This is a genomic window from Parasediminibacterium paludis (assembly GCF_042651445.1).
GTDB classification, from domain to species: domain Bacteria; phylum Bacteroidota; class Bacteroidia; order Chitinophagales; family Chitinophagaceae; genus Parasediminibacterium; species Parasediminibacterium paludis.
Genome location: NZ_JBHSDC010000002.1, coordinates 527,809 through 550,510, shown reverse-complemented (window position 1 = coordinate 550,510; position 22,702 = coordinate 527,809). Strand labels below are relative to the sequence as shown.

At 36.2% G+C, this 22,702-nt stretch carries 15 protein-coding genes; 6 read left to right on the top strand and 9 right to left on the bottom strand.

Going from position 1 to position 22,702, the window contains the following annotated elements; genetic code table 11:
* Position 1: 1 nt before the first annotated feature.
* The 5 genes from ACFOW1_RS02995 to ACFOW1_RS02975 form a co-directional block, all read right to left on the bottom strand.
* Entirely contained in the window at positions 2–1,156 is a 1,155-nt protein-coding gene (locus ACFOW1_RS02995) for an alpha/beta hydrolase (RefSeq protein WP_379012226.1), read from the bottom strand.
* 78 nt (positions 1,157–1,234) lie between these two features.
* Complete coding sequence (locus tag ACFOW1_RS02990; protein ID WP_379012225.1) at positions 1,235–1,864, bottom strand: LolA family protein; 630 nt, start codon at positions 1,862–1,864, stop codon at positions 1,235–1,237.
* Positions 1,865–1,960: 96 nt separating this feature from the next.
* Positions 1,961–4,678, bottom strand: coding sequence for an FtsK/SpoIIIE family DNA translocase (locus tag ACFOW1_RS02985; protein ID WP_379012224.1), 2,718 nt, complete (start codon positions 4,676–4,678; stop codon positions 1,961–1,963).
* A gap of 470 nt (positions 4,679–5,148) precedes the next feature.
* Complete coding sequence (locus tag ACFOW1_RS02980) at positions 5,149–6,582, bottom strand: hypothetical protein (protein ID WP_379012223.1); 1,434 nt, start codon at positions 6,580–6,582, stop codon at positions 5,149–5,151.
* Positions 6,583–6,689: 107 nt separating this feature from the next.
* Positions 6,690–7,211 (bottom strand): YkgJ family cysteine cluster protein, encoded by a 522-nt coding sequence (locus tag ACFOW1_RS02975; protein WP_379012222.1) that lies wholly within the window; start codon positions 7,209–7,211, stop codon positions 6,690–6,692.
* A gap of 97 nt (positions 7,212–7,308) precedes the next feature.
* Between ACFOW1_RS02975 and xerD the strand changes: the two genes are divergently transcribed.
* Positions 7,309–8,208, top strand: coding sequence for a site-specific tyrosine recombinase XerD (gene xerD / locus ACFOW1_RS02970; RefSeq protein WP_379012221.1), 900 nt, complete (start codon positions 7,309–7,311; stop codon positions 8,206–8,208).
* A 103-nt stretch (positions 8,209–8,311) separates the two neighbouring features.
* On the opposite strand, the gene ACFOW1_RS02965 is transcribed toward xerD, so the two are convergent.
* Entirely contained in the window at positions 8,312–9,322 is a 1,011-nt protein-coding gene (locus ACFOW1_RS02965) for a carboxypeptidase-like regulatory domain-containing protein (RefSeq protein WP_379012220.1), read from the bottom strand.
* 103 nt (positions 9,323–9,425) lie between these two features.
* On the opposite strand from ACFOW1_RS02965, the gene ACFOW1_RS02960 reads away from it, so the two are divergent.
* The 3 genes from ACFOW1_RS02960 to ACFOW1_RS02950 all read left to right on the top strand — a co-directional run bounded on the left by ACFOW1_RS02960 (position 9,426) and on the right by ACFOW1_RS02950 (position 12,131).
* Positions 9,426–9,998: an RNA polymerase sigma factor gene (locus tag ACFOW1_RS02960; protein ID WP_379012219.1), complete on the top strand. Its 573-nt coding sequence runs from the start codon at positions 9,426–9,428 to the stop codon at positions 9,996–9,998.
* The gene (locus tag ACFOW1_RS02955; protein ID WP_379012218.1) at positions 9,982–11,172 is read left to right on the top strand and encodes a hypothetical protein; all 1,191 of its coding nucleotides are present in this window, start codon (positions 9,982–9,984) and stop codon (positions 11,170–11,172) included. The genes ACFOW1_RS02960 and ACFOW1_RS02955 overlap by 17 nt, the downstream gene beginning before the upstream one ends.
* Positions 11,173–11,303: 131 nt before the next feature.
* A complete protein-coding gene (locus tag ACFOW1_RS02950) occupies positions 11,304–12,131 on the top strand; it encodes a DUF2911 domain-containing protein (protein WP_379012217.1) in 828 nt (275 codons plus the stop codon).
* Positions 12,132–12,341: 210 nt separating this feature from the next.
* Here ACFOW1_RS02950 and ACFOW1_RS02945 read toward each other — a convergent pair whose 3' ends face one another.
* On the bottom strand, positions 12,342–13,601 hold the full coding sequence (locus ACFOW1_RS02945; protein ID WP_379012216.1) for an aminotransferase class I/II-fold pyridoxal phosphate-dependent enzyme: 1,260 nt from the start codon (positions 13,599–13,601) through the stop codon (positions 12,342–12,344).
* Between the two features lie 239 nt (positions 13,602–13,840).
* On the opposite strand from ACFOW1_RS02945, the gene pafA reads away from it, so the two are divergent.
* The gene (pafA, locus tag ACFOW1_RS02940) at positions 13,841–15,490 is read left to right on the top strand and encodes an alkaline phosphatase PafA (protein WP_379012215.1); all 1,650 of its coding nucleotides are present in this window, start codon (positions 13,841–13,843) and stop codon (positions 15,488–15,490) included.
* A gap of 472 nt (positions 15,491–15,962) precedes the next feature.
* Here pafA and ACFOW1_RS02935 read toward each other — a convergent pair whose 3' ends face one another.
* The gene (locus ACFOW1_RS02935) at positions 15,963–19,265 is read right to left on the bottom strand and encodes a TonB-dependent receptor (protein WP_379012214.1); all 3,303 of its coding nucleotides are present in this window, start codon (positions 19,263–19,265) and stop codon (positions 15,963–15,965) included.
* A 363-nt stretch (positions 19,266–19,628) separates the two neighbouring features.
* Between ACFOW1_RS02935 and ACFOW1_RS02930 the strand changes: the two genes are divergently transcribed.
* The gene (locus ACFOW1_RS02930; RefSeq protein ID WP_379012213.1) at positions 19,629–20,831 is read left to right on the top strand and encodes a bifunctional 3,4-dihydroxy-2-butanone-4-phosphate synthase/GTP cyclohydrolase II; all 1,203 of its coding nucleotides are present in this window, start codon (positions 19,629–19,631) and stop codon (positions 20,829–20,831) included.
* 64 nt (positions 20,832–20,895) lie between these two features.
* Here ACFOW1_RS02930 and lepA read toward each other — a convergent pair whose 3' ends face one another.
* The gene (gene lepA, locus ACFOW1_RS02925; RefSeq protein WP_379012212.1) at positions 20,896–22,680 is read right to left on the bottom strand and encodes a translation elongation factor 4; all 1,785 of its coding nucleotides are present in this window, start codon (positions 22,678–22,680) and stop codon (positions 20,896–20,898) included.
* Positions 22,681–22,702 lie beyond the last annotated feature (22 nt).

Sequence of the window (22,702 nt, the reverse complement as noted above, 5' to 3'; positions counted from 1 at the left end):
TTCATCGACTCATCAACCACGCATAAAATCCCGGAAATACAAGCTTCCAATAAGATTCGCTGTGTTGCCCAAGCGGACTAATTTGTGTGGTAACTTCATAGCGCGGCTTTGTTTTTAAAATTGCTTCCATTTTAGTCACATTAGCAACCATCGTTGCATCTTCTTTTGCACCAGCATAGATAAAAAATCTAGGCATAGCTATGGTTGTGAAATTGGTTGCTTCTGTATAAATATTAGGTGCAATCCAAAATGATGGCGAAAAAATACCTGCAGCCCCAAACACTTGTGGATACTGCATGATAGCATAAGCACTTATTAAACCACCCATACTACTACCAGCAATAAATGTAAAATCAGTGCCTTTTTTGGTACGATATTTTGTATCTATATAAGGCTTTAAGGTTTGCACTAAAAAATCAACATATTGCTTGCCTTCCCCTTTATTTTCAGGAGTCGTAAATGCCCCCTTTAAGCTATAATCATAAGGCGAATATTCGCTCATTCGTTTTTCACCGCCATTATCTATACCTACTACAATGCACTCTTTACTAAGCTTTTGCTGTAAACTATCTAAACATTCGTCAATACCCCATTCACCTGCATAGGCTGTTTGTTCATTGAATAAATTTTGACCATCCTGCATGTATAAAACAGGATAAGTTTTAGTAGAAGACGCATAGCTTTTAGGCAAATAAACCCAAATTCTTCTGCTGCGATTAAGCTGCGGCATTTTAAAAGCCGTATCTATTACTTTTACTTGTGGGCTAGCTGTGTAGCGTTTTGGCCTATCCGGATAATCATCTTTCCAACCCGCTATCGTGATGTCTTGAGACACATCTGCATTTACATCTATAATTCTATCGGCAATATCTCTACCATCGTTGGTACATTCTACTTTATCAAAACTGCCTCTCGTAAATTTAAAAGCATAATTACCAGCGGCTACATCTTTAATAACAATACTTTTTCTACCACCAGCAAAAGGTTTTAGTTTATACTTTTCATCTTTAGGATTCCAATTGTTAAAAGTACCAGCTACATAAATATCATCATTTTGCTTAGTGGCTACAGTAGTTACTACTAACCTCACTGAAAATTGTGCATTTGCAAACCAAGTAATTAATGACAATACTATGGAGAAAATAATCTTTTTCATTGGATAAAAATACAGTTAGTGACAATAAAAAAGCCATTTCTTTACAAGAAATGGCATCGATTATGTTAAAATAAAATATTAATCCAAAATTTCAACTGTTGAAGGATATTTACTCTTATTAAAAGTAAAAATGGCATCGCTTAGGCTTGCATTGGTATTTAAATTCGTTAAACTAATTTCTGTTTTATTATTGCCTTTATCAAGAATGTTTACTTTGGTAAACATATTTTTTGCTTTATCAATAAATAACAACACTTTAGAATAGTTTTTACGTTTGTCAGTTGGTGTTAACTCAATTTGGTAGGTTGAACCTGCCGAAGACACGAGTTTATAAGTAAAATCTTTATCGTAAAAATTAGAAAACAATTTTTGCGGACTTAATAAAGATTCTGCTTCATCTGCACCAGTTACTGTAATGGTGTTGTTGCCATCAAAATTGTACACTTTAGTACCGTCGCAAATAATTTCAGTTTTACCTTGTTTTAACAAGTATTTCTTGTTTTTATAGCTGATGGTACCTGATTTACTGCCATTGCTAACACCCTTACTACTCAATGATTTGATGGTGATACTTGAGGTGATAGCTTTAAAATTTTTGATATTAACGCTCACGCCATCTAATACTTTTTTTGCTGCGGGGTCGTTTTGGGCTTGTATTGAATTGAGGGATACAATAAGCACTAAAAATAAGGCTATAATTCTTTTCATTTGTCTATTTTGAAAATCAAAGATAGATGTTACACCATTTGATAGATAAAAATCTACTTAAATGGTTTAATATTTTACAGATATAACCAGTTTCTTTTATCCCATCGAGTCTAAATATTCTTGCAATTCTATCTCGCTTTTAAACAACACTTCTCTTGCCTTGCTACCCGCATTAGCGCCTACAATACCTGCAGCTTCTAATTGGTCCATCAATCTGCCAGCCCTATTGTACCCAAGTTTCATTCTACGTTGTATTAAAGAGGTAGAACCTACTTGGTTTTGTACAATCAATTTTGCAGCATCATTAAATAAAGGGTCTCTATCGGCTGCATCAAAACCTTTACCACCGCCTTCTTCCTTCTCATCATTGTATTCAGGTAATAAAAAAGCATCAGGATAGCCCCTTTGGTCGCCAATAAACTCAACAATTTTATCTACCTCAGGTGTATCTACAAACGCACACTGCAAACGTGTAATATCGCCATTATAACTTATAAGCATATCGCCCTTGCCTATTAATTGCTCGGCGCCACCAGCATCTAAAATGGTTCTACTATCAATTTTACTAGAAACTTTAAAGGCAATACGCGCAGGAAAATTCGCCTTAATGGTACCTGTAATAATATTTACCGAAGGCCTTTGTGTTGCAATAATTAAATGAATACCAATTGCCCTTGCCAACTGCGCCAAACGTGCAATTGGCATCTCTACTTCTTTACCAGCAGTCATAATTAAATCGGCAAACTCATCAACAACCAATACGATAAACGGCAAATATTGGTGGCCTTTTTGTGGGTTTAACTTGCGATTTAAAAATTTCTCATTGTATTCTCTAATATTTCTACAGCCAGCTTCTTTAAGCAAGTCGTAGCGATTATCCATCTCGATACACAATGCATTTAAAGTATTCACTACTTTCTTTGTATCGGTAATAATGCTTTCTTCTTCACCAGGTAGTTTTGCTAAGAAATGCTTCTCTATCACTTTGTAAATACTCAACTCCACTTTCTTAGGATCTACCAGTACAAACTTTAACTGCGATGGATGTTTTTTGTACAGCAACGATACCAATATGGCATTTAAACCCACTGATTTACCCTGACCAGTGGCACCTGCCATTAACAAGTGGGGCATAGTGGCTAGGTCTACAATAAAATTTTCGTTATCTATTTTTTTACCAATAGCAATTGGTAAAGAAAATGCACTATTGGTAAATTTTTCAGAAGCCAATAAGGTCTTCATACTCACCACCGTTTTACGCACATTCGGCACTTCTATACCAATGGTACCTTTGCCCGGTATTGGTGCAATGATACGAATACCTAAGGCTGCTAAGCTTAAAGCTATATCGTCTTCAAGGTTTTTAATACGACTAATACGCACACCTGGTGCAGGTACAATTTCGTACAAGGTTACTGTAGGACCTACTGTAGCTGCAATACGCTGAATGGCTATATCGTAGTTTTTAAGTGTGGCAATAATTTGGTTTTTATTCGTTTCTAGCTCGTTAGGGTCGTGAACAATTTTCTCACTACCATGTGTTTCTAGCAACTCTATCGATGGGTATTTGTAATCCTTCAATTCTAGTGTTGGATCAAATAAGGTATCAATACCAAAATGGTCAACGGTCGACGGTCGACGGTCGACGACTTCTTCATCGTCCTCATCATCAACCATATCTTGCATCTCAAGTTCAATATCTATCTCATCATCAAACTCAATCTTCAAAGGCTTTCTAGCTTCTATAATTGGTTCTTTTGCTTCAATCGCTTCATTGTCATCGTCTACTTCAAAAGGCATCTCGTCTACCGACGGTTTAGGCATTATTACCGTAACACTTTCATGAGCAGCAGATGCTATTTCTAGTGGTAAATCCACCATCGTATCTATCGCTTTTTCTCTCTTCTTTTTGGGTTCTTCGGCAATAAATAATTTGCCTTTTTCTTCTTCTACATGTGATGCTTCAATCTCTTTTTCAGTTACGCCAAACGCAGTTAATGGGTCATGCGTTGGAGCTTCTTCTTTTGGTGTAACTAATATTTTACCAGTAGCGCCCTCTTTTAATTTATTTTGACTAGTGGGCAATATTTGTTCATCTGGCTCGTCAAATAAATCTTCCTCTAAGTAATTATTATCATTCGATTCAATCACATCATTTTTATCATTCAAATCATTAGTATCAGCGATTATTTTTCGTTCTGGCCATTTAAACGCTGGATTAAACCGCCAAATTACATAGCTAAATACGGTCACTACCAGTAATGCGCCTGTGCCTACATTGCCTATCCATTTTACAAACCAATTGCTCAACATTTCACCTACAGCACCGCCCCAGCTAAAGTCGCTAGCACTCGCTACAAAAGCCAAAGCCATGCTTATTACTACTAGGCCTACCATTACATAACGCAGGTTGCGCACAAGGCTAAAAATCTTTTTGCCAAACAATAAATTGATGCCCAATACAAAAAAGAAGGTGCAAAACAAATACGATGCAATACCAAAGCCTTTATAAATAAACAAATGCCCCACAAAAGCGCCTAAAACGCCCAACAAATTATGCACCCGCACATCGTTGGTGGCAAAAATTTTAATGCCAAATTGGTACACTTTGTCCTGATCTTCTTGCCATGTAAACAGGTAAGACGTAAATGCGATAAACAAAAAAATAGTGAGCAACAGGCTTATGGCACCTGCAATTTTGGTGGTACGTTCGTCCTTCACCACTTCAACCACGGTTACATCTACCTCTTTATCCTCAGTTAATACCTCAGGGCTAGGCGGTGGTGGAACTTTCTTTTTTAAGCTATTTGCCATGAAAACAAATATACGTTTTGCTACAGCGCGTAATTATTTTTGAGCCAGCATGTGGATTTCTTATCGACTCCTGTTGCGTTGTTCACCCGATAGCAATCAGGTTATACGTGGATAACTCTGAGGAACAGTTGGGTTTTGATGTGTCGGTTTGTACACATAATGCAGTTACTATTATGGCACTAATTAGTTCTATCACCTATACTATTAGTTTGATAACCTAAAATTTTAGATATATCACTTAAATTATTAGGTTGATAGCCTATACAATTCAATCAATCACCTATTATATTAGTCAATTGAACTAATAAATTAGCTTAATCAACTAATTTATTAAACCAATCAACGACAATTTTAGATAATTAGCCTAAAAGAATTGGTATATAACCGAAAACTAGCGATGTTTTGGGAGTAAATACGCGTTTATGTATACCTAATGCTTAATAGCGATTGAGATTACCTTTCAAATCCCCTTACCGAACCACTTCATTTACCCAACCATTTTTGTACGCATACAGTTTACCATGAATCATCATTTGCTTGCCTTTGCGCAATGGCGAAATGTCTACAATATCTTCATCCATAAAATGTAAGCTACCATTGGTTTTAAGGGCTATTTCAATGTATTCTGGCCTTATGCCAATTCTATTGCCGCAGGCAATTACTTTTACTGGTTTTTTAATGGTAGCAGCCAGTGAAATATCTCTAACAGGTGCCCAACTATCGGCTAATAGCACCACATCTTCACAATCGTTACACAAGTCAATGCCCTTAATAATCGCTTCACAATCATTTTCTTGGATGTCATTATTTTGGCATTTATCCATAGTGCTAATAATTAGATTTGACAATTGAATGGCATCTTTATATACTTCACCATAAACCCCACCTGTTCTACCTATTTTTTTGTAGTCGTTATCTCTGCCGTCGCCATCGTTAAAACATACCACATATTGCACATTGCTCTTTTCAGCCTCACTATTAATCCATGCAAAAATCTGCGCTACATAAGGACTCATGCTATTGGTAACATCGGCAATTACTAGCATTTTAGCAAACTTGTTCCGCTTTAAAGTTTTCAATACCGATGAATCGCCCAAAGAACGCAATGCTGGCGGCACTAGCTTGGTAATTGCTTGTAGTGGCGGTGCTAATAAAAAAAATACCGAATCCTTATCTCGTAAAAACTTGGTCCTTATATCGGGTATTAGCTGATTGCTTTTTGCCTCTTTATAAGTAAATGACACAATGGTATCTTTTGGTGCAGCCATTTTTTGTAATACAGGTTTATTAACATCACTTTTACGCAATGGCCGGTTATAAATAACAATACGTTGCTGATTTAAACCACCATTATGTATGGCACTCCAATTATTTACTTTATCCTCAACTGGTGGCACTTCTGCTGGAATTTTTATTAGCGTAGGCGTTACAGATTTAATCAAATCAATTTCTTTCTTTTTTGATATCGCTGTTTCTGGGCCTCGATAATTAATAACAAAACCATGCAACATATTGGCTGCCGAAGCTTTGTCTTTACCATCTAATTGCCTTATAATTTGCCAAAGCGTGGTAGGTTGTTGTGTAGCAGCAGGCACTAAATCAGCCAAAGCCTGTAAACGCCTTTTGTTTAAAGCAATTAAATTTTGGTTAGCAGGATAATCTGTAAACAACAAATCAACTGACAAAATTTGGGCATTATGTAGTTTGTAAATACCGGTAGTATCTACAAAACTGCTGCTTGCATAATTCATTTGCAACACCAAGGTTTCATTACCCACTTTGGCTAATTGATAAACGGGTATACGAATAATATTATTCGCCAAAACTGAGTCAATTAAATGACCCGTTTGTGCATTTGCCACAAACGCAACTACAGCGAACAATCCACTTAAAATATATTTCATCTGTGTGTTTTGGGTTCTTGGTTTTGTTTTCTGTGTTCTTGGTTACTATTTTGTATTAGCCACCTATCTATGGTCTATCGACTATCGTCTATGGTCTACTTTCTGCCTTACTTCTCCTTGACTCCTTGCCTTATGAGCAACCTTTCTCTCATTTTCTCAACCATTTTATAAGTAGCTGGGCAATATGTTAGGTTTTGCTTGTGCACATGCATATAAGTGGTGATTTTCTTTTTTGTTAGATGCGGAAAACCGGCACAATCATCAGGCCTTACTTCATAAATGCTGCACATATTGTTTTGCTTATTCAAAAACTGGCAGGGCATGGATGTATTAATCCAATCTGGATCATTGCCATGTTGGTATAACCATTTTTCTTTAAATGCTTTGGGTTTAATGTTAAAATGCGCTGCAATACGTTTAATGTCTTTAGGCCTAAATGTGGGCGTCATGGTCTTACAGCAATTGGCACAGCTTAAGCAATCTGTTTCTTGCCACACTTCTTTATCAATCTCTGCTATCATAGCATCAAGCATTGCTGGCGGGTTCTTTTCTATTTTGGTTAAAAATCGTTTGAATGTAGTTTTATGCTTCGCAACTTTTAACTTGAATGAACGTAGGCTAACTTGCATGCTAAATAACGGTTAGAAATGTTTGTGGTGAGTAAATATAACTTTAGCAACAACCGCTTCCAAAAATGGCCCTATTATCAACAAGAATTTAACCTTTATGTGGGACGCTTATAAAAAAGGATTCAAAGCTTATTTACAACTAGAAAAATCGCTGAGTGATAATTCGGTAGAAGCATACTTACGTGATGTAGAAAAATTAACTAGCTATTTAGAAGTGAGCAATACCATCAAAAGCCCTGCTGATTTGGCATTGAAAGATTTGCAAGGCTTTATAAAATGGATTGCAGAACTTGGTATGACATCTACCTCTCAAGCAAGAATTATTTCTGGCATTAAGGCTTTTTACAAGTATTGCATAATAGAGCAAATATGCATCACCGACCCCTCTACCCTTTTAGATGCACCTAAAACCAAACGCTTACTACCAGATACTTTAAGCTTTGAAGAAATAGAAAGTATGATTGCAGCAATTGACCTAAGCAAGCCTGAAGGCGGTCGCAATAAAGCGATTGTAGAAACCATGTACAGTTGTGGTTTACGGGTAAGCGAAGTAGTAAATTTAAAAATAAGCTGCTTGTATTTAGAGGTTGGTTTTATCCGTGTTATTGGTAAAGGTGATAAAGAAAGACTAGTACCAATAGGCAGAGATGCTATTAAATATATTCAAATTTATAGGGACGAAATACGCAAGCATCAGCCCATCCAAAAAGGCTATGAAGATGTGTTGTTTGTAAATAATAGAGGCAAATTATTAAGCCGAGTAATGATTTTTTACATCATTAAAGATTTGGCAGCAAAGGCAAATATTAAGAAAACCATTTCGCCACACACTTTGCGCCATTCATTTGCCACACACTTAGTAGAAGGTGGTGCAGACTTACGTGCGGTGCAAGAAATGCTTGGCCACGAAAGCATTACTACCACTGAAATTTACACCCATTTAGATAGAGATTATTTAAGAAGCACCTTACAGCAGTTTCACCCTGCGTTTAAGTAGAAGCCCTTGGCAGATTGCGCTGATTAACGCTGAAATTAGCTAAAAAGAAGTTGGGCAAAGCCCCCTAAAAACTTTACCCAATTGAAACTTCTATGTTTGGTTATCATTGCACAACTATTTTATCTATCCATTGTTTATTGGTTAATGTATTTACTAAGCGTAAATAATTAATACCTTGACTAACTCCTGATGGCAGATTCAATTTAATACTTTGCTTAGATGCTTGTGTATTAAGCGTTCTTGCACGTAATAACCTTGACTGATTATCTAAAATTTGAATATCGTAAATACCTGCTTCTTTTATAACAATATTGATGACGCCATTTGCGCTTACAGGGTTTGGATATACAGTAAAAGCCTTGCCATCAATAACCTTAGATACACATTGAGCTAATGTGTCTATTAAAGGCTTCTTCTCAATTTGAGATTTTCTTTTCTTAGGCGGTCTCACCAAAATAACTTCACCCATAATTGAAAATTCATTCATTGCAAGTTTTATAAGTTTTATTTCTTCATTTGCTGCCACCTCAAACTCTTTAGTAGTATAGCCTATACATGAAACACTTACTGTTACCTTATCGGTATTTACTTTGAAAGAAAACTTACCATCAGCGTCTGTAGCAACACCTGTTCTAGTATTCTTAATGATTACAGAAGCGCCAAGAATCGGCTTATCGTGTTCGTCAACTACCCTACCAACTACCTTCTTTTCATTAGGCTTTATCGCTACTTTACCTACAATTATGTCTTTAAAATCATTTGTCACAATCGTTGTATCACCAATTAGTTTGTTCGTATTCCTTTGACTCTGGCCATTCGATTGCTTTAACATCACAAGCAACGATGTAATGAATGCTAACCAATATCGCCAAGTTTTGTTAGGTTGTAATTGTGTTTCTATTATTGGTCTATCTAGTTGGTCGCTTGTAAAATGCCCACATGTGTTGCTACTATTTTTCTTCAAATAGTTCAGTACTTCATTATCAGTCATTACACTAAAATCAACTACCACTTTTGCGCAGCTACCACAAAAGCGCCCTTTGGCTTCAGGTGTCATTGCGTTCCAATTTTCATGGCAAGGCGTAGGTATATGAATCTGTAAATCGTTAGTCATAAGTAGCTTTTTAATTGTTTGTTATAGAAGATGCAGTTTGCAGGACGATTACATAAATATTTTCAAAAAAAAATTCCTGTACTTTCATCGCACCATCCACAGCATGACCAACAGCCAATTACTAAATACTTATACCGATGAGCAATTGGTGCTGCATTACAAGCAACACCAACAGCAGCAAGCTTTGGCGGTATTGTATATGCGTTATGCTGATTTGGTGTATGGCGTATGTGTGAAATATTTAAAAGACCAAGATGTTGCAAAAGATGCCGTAATGAATATTTACGAGGCATTAATCAATAAACTCTTACAACACAACCCTGAGAATTTTAAAAGTTGGTTATATGTATTGGCAAAAAATTGGTGCTTAATGCAGTTGCGCCGAGAAAAAGGCAAAGGTTTTTCAGAATTACCAGACAGTTTTATGCAAATAGAAGATTATTCGCATCTTGAAAATATATTGGCAAAAGAAAAGTATTTAAACAGCCTCGAAAATTGTATCGAACAGCTAAATGTTGAGCAACAACAAACCATCAAACTGTTTTTTTTAGAAGAAAAATGTTACAACGAGATTACAGAAATGACTGGACTAGATTGGAATAAAGTGAGAAGTTTGATACAAAATGGCAAAAGAAATTTGAAAATTTGCATGGATAAGCATGAGCAAGAGCAATAGCAATAAAATACCACCTTACAATTTCGCGCACATTAGCAGTTATGTTAATGGCAAGATGAGTCGTGAGGAGATGTATGCGTTTGAAAAAGCCATGCAAGCCGACCCATTTTTAGAAGATGCTGTTGAAGGTTTTAGAGAAGCTAATATTAAAAAAGCTGAAGCCGATGTAACAGCCATTAAAGCGGCGCTTTTACCAGAGAAAGAATCGGCTAAAATTTTTCCATTTCACACTCTCTATAAAAATTGGTTCAGTGCAGCCGCAGTAATTATTGTTATTGGTACCATTGGTGCTGTAACTTTTGCTATTTTAAAACCCAATAACACTAACCAACAAGTAGCCATTGTAACGCCTGCCACTGAGAAACCAAAAGCTTTAGTAGACACAATACATAGTATTAGTAATAGCCCTACTGCTGCTAATGGCAAGCCGACACCTAGCTTTACTTTAACCACAAGGCAGCCAGTAATTGTGGCAGATAAAGTAGTATCGGCATCATTAACACAGCAAGAAACTATTAGTAGTTTGCAAGATGATCAAGTAAGAAAATTGGATAGCACTCACTTTTACAACAATACTTCCATAGCCAAACTTTCAGATAAAGAAATAAATGGCTTACCACCCAACAATATTGATACAACATTAAAAGGTAAGATGTCTGATTCGAAAAAAGAAACCGTACATACTGATTTAAGTAAACAAATGGTAGCTGTAAACGGTTATCTTGATACACATCAAATCATAAATGCCCTAACAAAAGACACCACTCAAACAGCCAAAAACACACTCAATGATGTGGTAATAATTGGTTATGGCTCAGCAAAAAGAAAGGAGGTAGCTGGTAGGGTTGGAAAAATTACAATTGACCCACTTGATTCGCTAATGCCTGTAGGTGGCTGGCAGTATTATAGCAAATATATGAACCAAAAGATTGGGTTTATTGGGGATACAATCAGCAATAATAGTTTGGTTATAACAGACCGAAACGGCAATACATTAGATGATATTGAGATTGAATTTTCGGTAGACAAAAATGGTAGTGCTTATAATGTAAAAGTAATTAACGATATAGATAGCACCCAAGCCAAAACAATTGCCAATGCTGTGGTTGAAGGTCCCAAATGGATGAGTCGAAAAAAGAAAAATAAAGCCAAAATTCCTCTAAAATTCCCATAATATAACATTGGTTAACGCTTAAAACTTTAGCTTCGCCGCTGTTGCAAAGTCACTAATTAGCCAATCAAAAATAATAAGATGTGGTTATTAACGCGACAATTTGTTAAACAAACTAAATAAACTAGAATTCCATGAAACGATTATTAATGCTTGCTGCTACGTTTGCAGCTGTTACAAGTTTTGGTCAGGTAAATATGCCTCAGCCTAGCCCTACACAAACTATTAAACAAAACTTTGGCCTTGGCACTGTAGAGGTTAATTACTCTCGCCCAGGTGTAAAAGGTCGAAAGATTTTTGGCGATGTAGTACCTTTTGATAAAGTATGGCGTACTGGTGCCAACGGTGCAACCATTATCAATTTTAGCGATGATGTAATTATTGGTGGTACTACCGTAAAAGCTGGCAAATACGGCCTGTTGTCTATTCCTGGTAAAAAAGATTTTACCATCATCATCACCAAAGACCTTACGGTAAACCAACCTGCTTTATACAAGCAAGAAAATGATGTAGTGCGTGTTACAGCGCCTGTCAGCAAATTGTCTGACCCAGTGGAAACACTTAGCATGCAATTTACCAATGTAAAAAATGAAAGCTGTGAGCTACAAATTACTTGGGACAAACTAGCTGTAAGCCTACCAATTGCTGTAGATATTAAAGACCGCATTAAAGCAGATGTAGAAAAAAACTTAGCTAGCGATAAGCCTAATTATCAAACTGCAGCTACTTTCTATTTTGAGTGGGTAAAAGACAATAACAAAGCGCTTAGCTTAGTTACCAAAGGTGTAGAACAACAAAAAGATGCTTTTTGGTTGTACCTTTTGAAAGCGAGAATAGAAAAAGAACTTGGCGATAAAGTAAGTGCAAAAGCAAGTGCAGAAAAATGTATTGAATATGCTACTGCTGCTAAAAATAGCGACTATGTACGCATGGCTCAAGAAGATATTATAAAGAAATTATAATCTGATTTCGTATATAAACAAAATCCCTTGACTATTTAAATAGTCAGGGGATTTTTTATGTTATCAGCTTTAGTAATGCTTATCATTGTCAGTGGGTTCGTAAACCTTTGGGTTCATATCGCTTTGCAACATTAACTTGAGCAATTGCTTTAACATAAAAATGCCCCAGTATTTCTAGCGGGGCATTTTCAATTTTAATATAACATTAAATTATCTAGCATCAGCCATATCAGGTATTGCTTCTACTTTGTAAGCACCAGCATCTAGTTTATCTTTCGTTTCACTGAAGGCTTTTAACGTAATTTCTATATCCTCGTCATTATGTGCCGCTGATGGAATTAAACGATAAATAATGTGGCCCTTAGGAATTACTGGATAGACAACAATAGAAGTAAATACTTTGTAATTTTCACGTAAATCCATACACATTGCAGTAGCTTCTTCTACACCACCTTTCATGTAAACTGGCGTAACAGGAGTATTGGTGTTACCAATATCAAAACCACGCTCTTTTAAGCCAGCTTGTAATTTCAATGCATTACTCCACAATTTCTCTTTCAGTTCTGGCATGGTTCGCAACATTTCTAAACGCTTTAAATTACCAATAACAATTGGCATTGGTAAGCTTTTAGCAAATATCTGAGAACGGATATTGTAACGGATATAATCTATAATAATTCTTGGACCAGCTAAAAAAGCGCCGATAGAAGCCATTGATTTTGCAAACGTTGAGAAGTACAAATCAATACCATCTTGACAATCTTGTTCTTCACCAGCACCAGCACCAGTTTTACCCAATGTACCAAAACCATGTGCATCATCCACTAATAATCTAAAATCAAATTTACCTTTAAGCTCAATGATTTCTTTCAATTTACCTTGATCGCCAGCCATACCAAACACGCCTTCAGTAATAACTAAGATACCACCAGTTTTCTGTTTGTCTATGAGTGCAGTTGCACGTTCCAATTGTTTTTCTAAATCCTCTACATCGTTATGCTTGTACACATAACGGTGGCCAGGATGTAAACGCAAACCATCAATAATACATGCATGACTTTCAGCATCGTACACAATTACATCATGACGGCCACAAACGGCGTCAATCGTACTCATGATACCTTGGTAACCAAAATTCAATAAAATCGCATCTTCTTTACTTTCAAACGCAGCTAGTTCAGCCTCAAGTCTTTCATGGTAACTGGTATTACCACTCATCATTCTAGCACCCATAGGGCTAGCCAAGCCAAATTGCGCAGCAGCTTCAGCATCCACTTTTCTTATTTCTGGGTGATTAGCTAAACCCAAATAGTTATTCAAACTCCATACGATCATTTCTTGACCACGAAATGTCATTCTACTGCTTATTTCGCCTTCCAATTTTGGAAATGCAAAATAACCATGTGCTCTTTCACGGTGCTGACCTATAGGCCCGTAATTCTTAACCAACTTCTCAAAAATGTCTGCCATATGTCTAATTTCAGATTTGTGATGTCTAATTTTTGAACCACAATGAATCATCAACATTACGATTCACAACGTTGTGGCACTCTTAGTTGTTTCCTTTTGTAGTTTAAGCGCTTCAAAGTGTGCAAATTTAAGGTTATCAGTTATTTATTCCAATCTAATTATCAACCCTTGTTAGTTCATCATTTTATAACCCGTTTACTTACAGCCAACTGCTACATTTGTAACACAACTTTATATGTATGAAATACACTCACTTTACAGTATTTGCGGCATTACTGGTCAATACCACATTTGCCCAAACTATTAAATCTCAAAATCAGAAATCAGAAATTTCTAAGCCAAAATTGGTAGTTGGTATTGTGGTAGACCAAATGCGTTGGGACTTTTTGTACCGCTACACCAATCGCTATACACCCAACGGGTTTAAGCGACTTTTAGGTGAAGGTTTTACTTGTGACAATGCATTTATCCCTTACACACCTACTGTTACGGCAGCTGGTCATACCAGCATTTACACAGGTTCTGTACCAGCAATAGATGGCATTGTAGGCAACAATTGGTTTGATCAAAACGAGCAACGGGGCGTGTATTGCAGCGAAGATAAAACTGTTAAAACCGTTGGCGGCCCTGATGGACTCAATGGAAAAATGAGCCCCCGCAACATGCTTGTTACAACTATTGGCGATGAAATTAGATTAGCTAGTAATTTCCGAAACAAAGTAATAGGAGTAGCATTAAAAGATAGAGGTTCAATTCTGCCAGCAGGCCATAGCGCTACTGCAGCTTATTGGTATGATGTAAATAGTGGCAACTGGATTACAAGTACCTACTATATGAATGAGCTACCCAAATGGGCTGCTGATTTTAATGCTAAAAAAATTGTAGACAAATACTACGAAGGCAACTGGAATACATTGTATCCAATTAATACCTATACGCAAAGTACTGCTGACGAAAAAGACTATGAAAACAAGCCATTTGGCAACGACCAAAAAGGTTTTCCATATAGTTTAAAACAATTTGCAACCAAAAATTACAGCAATATAGCAACTACTCCTTTTGGCAATAGCATGACATTTGATATGGCAAAAGCTGCCTTAGACAATGAGCAACTTGGCAAGGGAACCGAAACTGATATGCTATGTGTAAGCCTATCATCTACGGATTATGTAGGCCATAGCTTTGGACCTAACTCTGTAGAAACTGAAGATACTTACTTACGTTTAGACAAAGATTTGGGTGATTTTCTAAGCTATCTAGATGCGAAAGTGGGTAAAGGTAATTATACCGTGTTTCTTTCGGCGGATCACGGTGTGGCACATGTACCAGGTTTTATGAAAGAAAACAAATTGCCGGGCGGAACTTTTAATGAAACAGACGCGCAAAAGCAACTCAATAGCCTTTTAAAAGAGAAATTCGGCTCAGATAAATTAGTAGTAGGTATGTTTAACTACCAAGTACATTTAAACCATCCAGCAATTGATTCTGTGAAATTAGATGAAGAAGCTATCAGCAAGGTGGTTATTAAATATTTACAAAGTCAAGAAGCTGTATCACAAGTATTTGAAATTAAAGAACTAGTAGAAACACCAATACCAGCAAAACAAAAGAATATGTTTATTAATGGCTATTTCCCTAGCCGTTGTGGTGATATTCAAATCATTTTAAAATCAGGTTATATTGATGGTGGTAAAACTGGTACAACCCATGGATTATGGGCACCTTACGATAGCCATATACCAATGGTATTTTTTGGTTGGGGCGTAAAACATGGCCATACCAATAAAGAAACCTATATGACAGATATTGCAGCTACGATAACTGCATTGCTACATGTACAAATGCCTAGTGGTTGTGTAGGCTCAGTGGTAGAAGAGGCATTTAAATAAGCTTTTAAAAAATCATCAAAAAGGTCAACAAGTCATGTTACTTGTTGACCTTTTTTTAGTTAAGCAAATCTCACTAATTTTCTAAATAATAATCATTTATTGAAAATGGAAGATCTTTCTGGAATTTCCTGTAATAAAATAATAAATGTTTGCTAACTTCTCAGGGTTTGCTTAATCAAAGCAAAACAGTTGCTAGCTTCTCGAAATTTCCTATATCAAAGTAACATTCATTGCTGATCCTCGGATTTTCCTTGATGAAAGTTAATAATCGTTACTGGCTTCCAAGAATATCCTTGAATGAAATAAAAAATGTTGCTGGGTTCTCAGATTTTCCTCAAACAAAGCAACAATTTTGGCTAGAATTATTGGGTTATTGAGCCAGCTTAACTCTTATAGGTATTACTTATTTTTAAAACAAAAATCCCCGCTCAAATATTTGAGCGGGGATTTTTCTAAGTATGAATCAGAAGTATTAGAAAATATATCTAACACCAAATTGTGCTTGCCATACATCAGATAAAGAAGTACCTTTTCTTAAAGTAGAGTAATTAAGGGTAGATACACCATTTACTGTTTGTGGACTAAATTTAAATGATGGTAAGCCGTTGGCGTCAACTGCATTAAATGTAACTGGAGAAGAGTTATTAACTACATCGCCAACACCGTATTTATGGTTGATTAAATTACCAACGTTGAAAATATCACCAGTTAACTGTATAGTATTTCTGTTGCCACCAATATTTCTAAATAATTCCAATTTAACAGATAAGTCAAAACGAGCGACACTTGGCAATAATGCACCATTTCTTTCAGCATATTTACCTCTGTTTTTACTTAAGTATTTGTCTTGGTTAATATATGCATCAAAAGCGTCATTTTGCTGTTGCGGAGTAAGCGTACCATTTTGAACAAAGTTCATCTCGCTTTGATTTTTTGGAATGTACATCAAATCATTACCGCTGATATTATCACCATTCATGTCACCATTATAGGTATAAGAAAATCTACCTTGGTTTTGAATCTGACCAAATAATGTGAATTGTAAAGCGGCTGTTTTAGCCAATTCAAAACGATAGCTAATATTGGTAATCCATCTGTTACGGATATCGTTGTCGCTATATGATAAATCTGGTCGGTTATTACCATTTACAGATTTATTACCAGACCAACTAGAGAATGCAATTGAACCTGGAGAGATATAATCTTTAGCACTACTATAGTTATAAGCTATTAACCAACCTAAGCCTTTAGCTTTAACTGGTTTTTCAATTTTGAATGTGCTATTGAAAGAACCACCATATGCACCGCTCTTCATCACTGTTGCATCTGTAATGGTTGGGTTACTTGCATTAATACGTGTAGCAGTACTACCAGCAAAACGTGGACGATTATCTGGACCAGTAAAGTTACTTGTAGATGGTTTTAAGTTAGCATTGTAGTAAAAGATATTAGATAAACTTTGCGTAAATAATCCTTCAACACTACCAACGATATCTTTGTATATTTTGAAATCAACGGCTAAATTACTTCTAAATACTTGTGGGAATCTGAAATCTTGTTGCGTTGTTGCAATATTATAAGAAGCCGCAGGTACACCCGGGTTTGGTACAAAGTTTGGATAAGTAGCAGGTGCAGTAGGTCTAAATGGATAAGCCGTTGTATTGTTTGAGCTTACAGAACCATTTAACACACCATTGTTACCAATTTGGTTACTAATAAATACAAATGAAGGACGACCAGTGAATAAACCAGCACCACCACGAACTTGTACTGTTCTATCACCTTTAACATCATAATTAAAACCAATTCTTGGGCTAATCATTAACTTTGCAGTAGGTAGTTTAGAAGTGCTTAATTTAGTTGGATTACCATTTTCATCAACAAAATTTAAACCATCAACTTGTGTATTTACATAACCAGAGCCAACGAAATAAGGCACTTCGAAGCGTACACCATAAGTTAAGTTTAATTTTTTGTCAATAGTTACTTCATCTTGCACGTAAGCAGAAATTTGTCTTGCTTGAGTAGTAGCATACCAAACAGCACCACCTGGTAAATTAGAATAGGCAGCTTGATAGTTTTTCAACACTACAGGACTTGTCGTTAAATTTGGATTGGCTAAATAAGCATTTGCAGCAGTATAAAAATCAGACAAGCTAGCAAACGTATATGTACCATTTATCTGAGGTGTGAAACCATTCAAAAATTTGAAACTTTCGTATGCAACACCTGCAGTTAGTGTGTGACCACCTAAATAAGCAGTTAAGTTATCGCTAAATTGCCAGGTATCTGTGTACAACTTATTATTAGGCGTGAAAGGATCATTACCAAAGGTAGTGTATGTAGTTCCATTTGCATTTGCTTGACCACCATCTTGGATATCAACAGTAGGGAAATTTCCACCTTTAACAGCTCTGAAATCTCTATTCGCAGTATAACCAAACGTCAATTCATTGCTAATTCTATTGCTAAAACGGCTATTTAACTGTCCAATTACGCCATAAATATTGTTATTAATTTCATACGCTGTATTAGAAAAGCTCATGGCATTTAGACTGTTTCTAGAACCACTAAATGTACCACTATTACTAACTACTACATCTCTTTTACTTTCTAAGAAATTACCTCTAATACTCAACTTATGCTTATCACTTAAGTTAAAGTCAAATCTTGCAACAGCTTTATCACTTTTAGTTAAAAAGTTGTAACCTTGATAATCACCTGGGTTATATCCAAAATTAGTAGTTAAGAAGCTTTTTAATGAGTCTAATGCACTAGCTCTTACTCTTGTAACGTTTGCACCTGTATTGCTACCTGTTGATGCCACGTTTAAAGTACCTGGGTCTGTTCTTCTTTCAGCTTCATAGTTTAAAAAGAAGAAAGCTTTGTTTTTAATGATTGGACCACCGACGCTTACACCATATTGCTTAACGTCAAAATTAGTTACAGTTACATCTTGCGTACCATCAGTACCAGCTTTAGTACCTACTAAGCCTTGATTTCTATTATTATAAAACCCTGTACCATGGAAGGTGTTAGTACCACTTTTAGTTACCGCATTAATACTAGCACCAGTAAAACCTGCATCTTTTAAGTTATATGGTGATAAGTTAATTTGTAACTCTTCAATTGCGTCTAAAGAGATAGGTGTAGAGTTGGTTTGACCACCATTTAACGCGCTTAAACCAAATGAATTATTGAAGATAGATCCATCTAAAGTAAAGTTAATAGCACGGTTATCTTGACCTGCAAATGAAGTACCATTTGATTGAGGCGTTAAACGTGTAATATCTGTAATACTTCTACTTAATGTAGGTAATGCGGCTATTAAACGCTTGTTGATGTTAGTACCAGTACCTTTTACTTCCTTAGAAATTAATGCCCCTTTACGAGAAGTACCAGCTACAGTAACTTCTTTTAATTGTGTTGTATTATCACGTAAAGCGACATCTACTGAGCTTGGCACACCTAATTGAACATAAATATCAGTAATGGTTTCTACTTGAAATCCAACATAAGTAATTGTCAATTTATAAGGACCACCTACACGTAAACCTGGTAAATTGAATTTACCTGAAGTACCAGACACTGTTTTGTACTTAGAACCCGATGGCTCGTGGATAGCTTCTACAGTGGCACCAGTAAGCACGACTCCTTTGGGGTCTTTTACAGTACCAGTTATAGTACCACTAGTAACCTGCGCACTTACTGTCATGTTTACAGCTAATAGCAGTACCATGAACGATAGAAAACGGGTAATTTGTTTTTTCATCATAATTAATGTTTGTTTTTCGATTTGCAAATGTGATGTTAAGATTTAGAGTTTCAACACCATTAATGTTATGTAATTATTACCAAGTATTTATTTTGTTGTCTGTATCACCAGGATTTTCTGTTTTAAAAACTTTTATACAGCTTTTTACCGATATGCAATGTTAAATTTTCAATAAAGTGCAAAGAAAGGTGATTATTGTTAAAAAAGACAACAAGATATTAACAAAACGTTGCTCCAGTCATATTAAGAAATCATTACTCAAATCCTTTTTTACCCCATTTTTCGATTACAGAAATGATTTAACACCCTTTGGCTTTACAATTGCTAACAGCCATTAGCTTTGCAAATATTTATAGCGCAATTATGTTACATACAATAGAAGAAGGAATAGCAGCCATTAAGCAAGGTCAAATGGTAATTGTAGTGGATGATGAAGACCGTGAAAATGAAGGCGACTTTATAATTGCTGCAAAATATGCCACACCCGAAGCTATCAATTTTATGAGTAAGGAAGGGAGGGGGTTAATTTGTGCGGCGTTAACAGCTAAACGCTGCCAAGAATTAGAATTAACGCCAATGGTGGCTACCAATACCGCTGTTCATGAAACCGCATTTACAGTATCTGTCGATCTGATTGCACCCGACACAACCACAGGTATTTCGGCGCAAGACCGCTCAAAAACTGTTCTTGCGCTTATCAATCCCGAAACTAAACCATCCGATTTAGGTAGACCAGGTCATATTTTTCCTTTAAAAGCAATGACAGGTGGAGTTTTGCGTAGAGCGGGCCACACAGAAGCTACCGTAGACTTAGCAAGATTGGCAGGATTGGAACCTGCAGGTGTTTTGGTGGAAGTTATGAATGAAGATGGCACTATGGCTCGTTTGCCCCAACTGCTTGAAATAGCCAAGAAATTTGACCTCAAAATTATTTCTATCAAAGATTTGATTGAGTATCGACTTAACAGGGATAGCTTGGTAGAAGAAATAGTGCGTGTAGATATGCCTACCAAAAATGGGCATTTTAAACTTATTGCTTTTAAAGAAAAAACAACTGGTGCAGAGCACTTGGCAATGATAAAAGGCGAATGGGATAAAGATGAAGCAGTGCTAACTCGTGTACATAGCAGTTGCTTTACTGGTGATATTCTAGGAAGCTTTCGCTGCGATTGTGGCGAACAGTTAGCCAAAGCCATGCAAATGGTAGAAGCAGAAGGCAAAGGCGTAATATTATATATGAACCAAGAAGGAAGAGGCATTGGCTTGATAAATAAACTAAAAGCCTATAAATTACAAGAAGAAGGCATGGATACCGTTGAGGCCAACTTACATCTCGGCTTTGGTATGGATGAACGCGATTATGGTGTCGGGGCACAAATGTTGCGCCATTTAGGTGCCACAAAACTTAAATTAATGAGCAACAATCCTCGCAAACGTGCTGCGCTCAAAGGTTATGGCTTAGAAATAGTAGACATTGTACCCATCGAAATTAAACCTAATCAATTTAACGAAAAATATCTAACAACAAAGAGAGACAAAATGGGTCACAACATATTAAAATACTAAGAACTTTATTTCATAAAAAATCCCGATTCTAATTAGAATCGGGATTTTTATTAAACCAATATTTTTAATCCAATTTCAATACCGCTAAAAAAGCTTCTTGCGGCACTTCTACATTGCCAATTTGACGCATACGTTTTTTTCCCTCTTTCTGCTTTTCTAATAATTTACGCTTACGGCTAATATCACCACCATAACATTTTGCAGTCACGTCTTTACGCATCGCACTGATATTTTCACGGGCAATTACTTTTGCACCAATAGCCGCTTGTATAGCAATTTGGAATTGTTGTTTGGTCAATAATTCTTTTAGTTTTTCACATAATTTTCTACCAAAATCCTGACTTCTACTACGGTGAATTAATGCACTTAACGCATCCACTTTTTCGCCATTTAATAAAATATCCATTTTCACAATATCGGCCTCACGCATACCAATTGGTGTATAGTCAAATGAGGCGTAACCACGGGTTTGGCTTTTTAGTTTATCGTAAAAATCAAATACTATTTCGGTTAATGGCATTTCAAACGTTAACTCTACACGGGTTGGTGTTAAATAAGTTTGGTTGAGTAAAATACCACGTTTACCCAAACACAAAGTCATAATATTACCAATATAATCTGGCGAAGAGATAATTTGCGCACGAATAAAAGGCTCTTCAATATGATCAATTTTAGTTGGTTCAGGCATTTCCGCAGGATTGTTTACGATTACTTTATCACCTTTTGAGGTATAAGCAATAAATCCTACGTTTGGTACAGTGGTAATGACTGTTTGGTTGAACTCGCGTTCTAAACGTTCTTGAATAATTTCCATGTGCAGTAAGCCTAAGAAGCCGCAGCGGAAACCAAAACCTAAAGCTTGAGACGTTTCTAACTCAAACGTTAAAGAAGCATCATTCAACTGCAACTTATCCATGCACTCACGCAACTCCTCAAAAGCGTCGGTTTCTACAGGAAAAATACCCGCAAAAACCATCGGTTTTACCTCTTCAAAACCATGAATCATTTCGCCAGGATTATTGGCCAAAGTAATGGTATCACCAACTTTTACTTCTTTGGCATTTTTAATTCCCGTAATAATATACCCCACATCGCCCGCTTTCACTTCTTCTTTAGGTGTCATATTTAACTTTAACACCCCTACTTCATCGGCATTATAATTTTGTCCAGTCGCTACAAATTGTATTTTATCGTTTTTACGTAAAATACCATTCATAATTCTATAATAAATAATAATACCTCTAAAACTATTATAAACACTATCAAAAATTAGTGCTTGAAGCGGCGCATCATAGTCGCCTTTAGGTGCAGGGATTCTTTCCACAATTGCTTCTAAAATGCCCTCAATACCAATACCACTTTTACCACTAGCTAATAAAATATCTTCCACTTTACAGCCAATAAGGTCAATAATTTGGTCTTGCACCTCGGGTATCATGGCGCCATCCATATCTATTTTATTGATAACAGGAATAATTTCCAAATCATTATCAATAGCTAAATATAAATTACTAATGGTTTGCGCTTGAATACCTTGGCTTGCATCAACCAACAATAAAGCACCTTCACAAGCGGCTAAAGCACGGCTTACCTCATAACTAAAATCTACGTGACCAGGAGTATCAATTAAATTGAAATTATAAGTTTCACCCTTCGAAGTATAAGCAATTTGTATCGCATGACTTTTAATGGTAATCCCTTTCTCACGCTCTAAATCCATATCATCCAACACCTGATTCATCATGTCACGTTCGCCAATAGTTTTGGTATGCTCTAGTAAACGATCGGCCAAAGTACTTTTACCATGATCGATGTGCGCAATAATGCAAAAGTTTCTAATATTCTTCATAACTGTGGCAAAGATAACGGTA

Bases quoted from the DNA above. Each gene is read 5' to 3' on its own strand.
- ACFOW1_RS02990 (WP_379012225.1), bottom strand. From the start codon at position 1,864: ATGAAAAGAATTATAGCCTTATTTTTAGTGCTTATTGTATCCCTCAAT.
- ACFOW1_RS02935 (WP_379012214.1), bottom strand. From the start codon at position 19,265: ATGATGAAAAAACAAATTACCCGTTTTCTATCGTTCATGGTACTGCTA.
- ACFOW1_RS02950 (WP_379012217.1), top strand. From the start codon at position 11,304: ATGAAACGATTATTAATGCTTGCTGCTACGTTTGCAGCTGTTACAAGT.
- ACFOW1_RS02930 (WP_379012213.1), top strand. From the start codon at position 19,629: ATGTTACATACAATAGAAGAAGGAATAGCAGCCATTAAGCAAGGTCAA.
- xerD (WP_379012221.1), top strand. From the start codon at position 7,309: ATGTGGGACGCTTATAAAAAAGGATTCAAAGCTTATTTACAACTAGAA.
- ACFOW1_RS02965 (WP_379012220.1), bottom strand. From the start codon at position 9,322: ATGACTAACGATTTACAGATTCATATACCTACGCCTTGCCATGAAAAT.
- ACFOW1_RS02955 (WP_379012218.1), top strand. From the start codon at position 9,982: ATGAGCAAGAGCAATAGCAATAAAATACCACCTTACAATTTCGCGCAC.
- pafA (WP_379012215.1), top strand. From the start codon at position 13,841: ATGAAATACACTCACTTTACAGTATTTGCGGCATTACTGGTCAATACC.
- ACFOW1_RS02985 (WP_379012224.1), bottom strand. From the start codon at position 4,678: ATGGCAAATAGCTTAAAAAAGAAAGTTCCACCACCGCCTAGCCCTGAG.
- ACFOW1_RS02980 (WP_379012223.1), bottom strand. From the start codon at position 6,582: ATGAAATATATTTTAAGTGGATTGTTCGCTGTAGTTGCGTTTGTGGCA.
- ACFOW1_RS02960 (WP_379012219.1), top strand. From the start codon at position 9,426: ATGACCAACAGCCAATTACTAAATACTTATACCGATGAGCAATTGGTG.
- ACFOW1_RS02945 (WP_379012216.1), bottom strand. From the start codon at position 13,601: ATGGCAGACATTTTTGAGAAGTTGGTTAAGAATTACGGGCCTATAGGT.
- lepA (WP_379012212.1), bottom strand. From the start codon at position 22,680: ATGAAGAATATTAGAAACTTTTGCATTATTGCGCACATCGATCATGGT.
- ACFOW1_RS02975 (WP_379012222.1), bottom strand. From the start codon at position 7,211: ATGCAAGTTAGCCTACGTTCATTCAAGTTAAAAGTTGCGAAGCATAAA.
- ACFOW1_RS02995 (WP_379012226.1), bottom strand. From the start codon at position 1,156: ATGAAAAAGATTATTTTCTCCATAGTATTGTCATTAATTACTTGGTTT.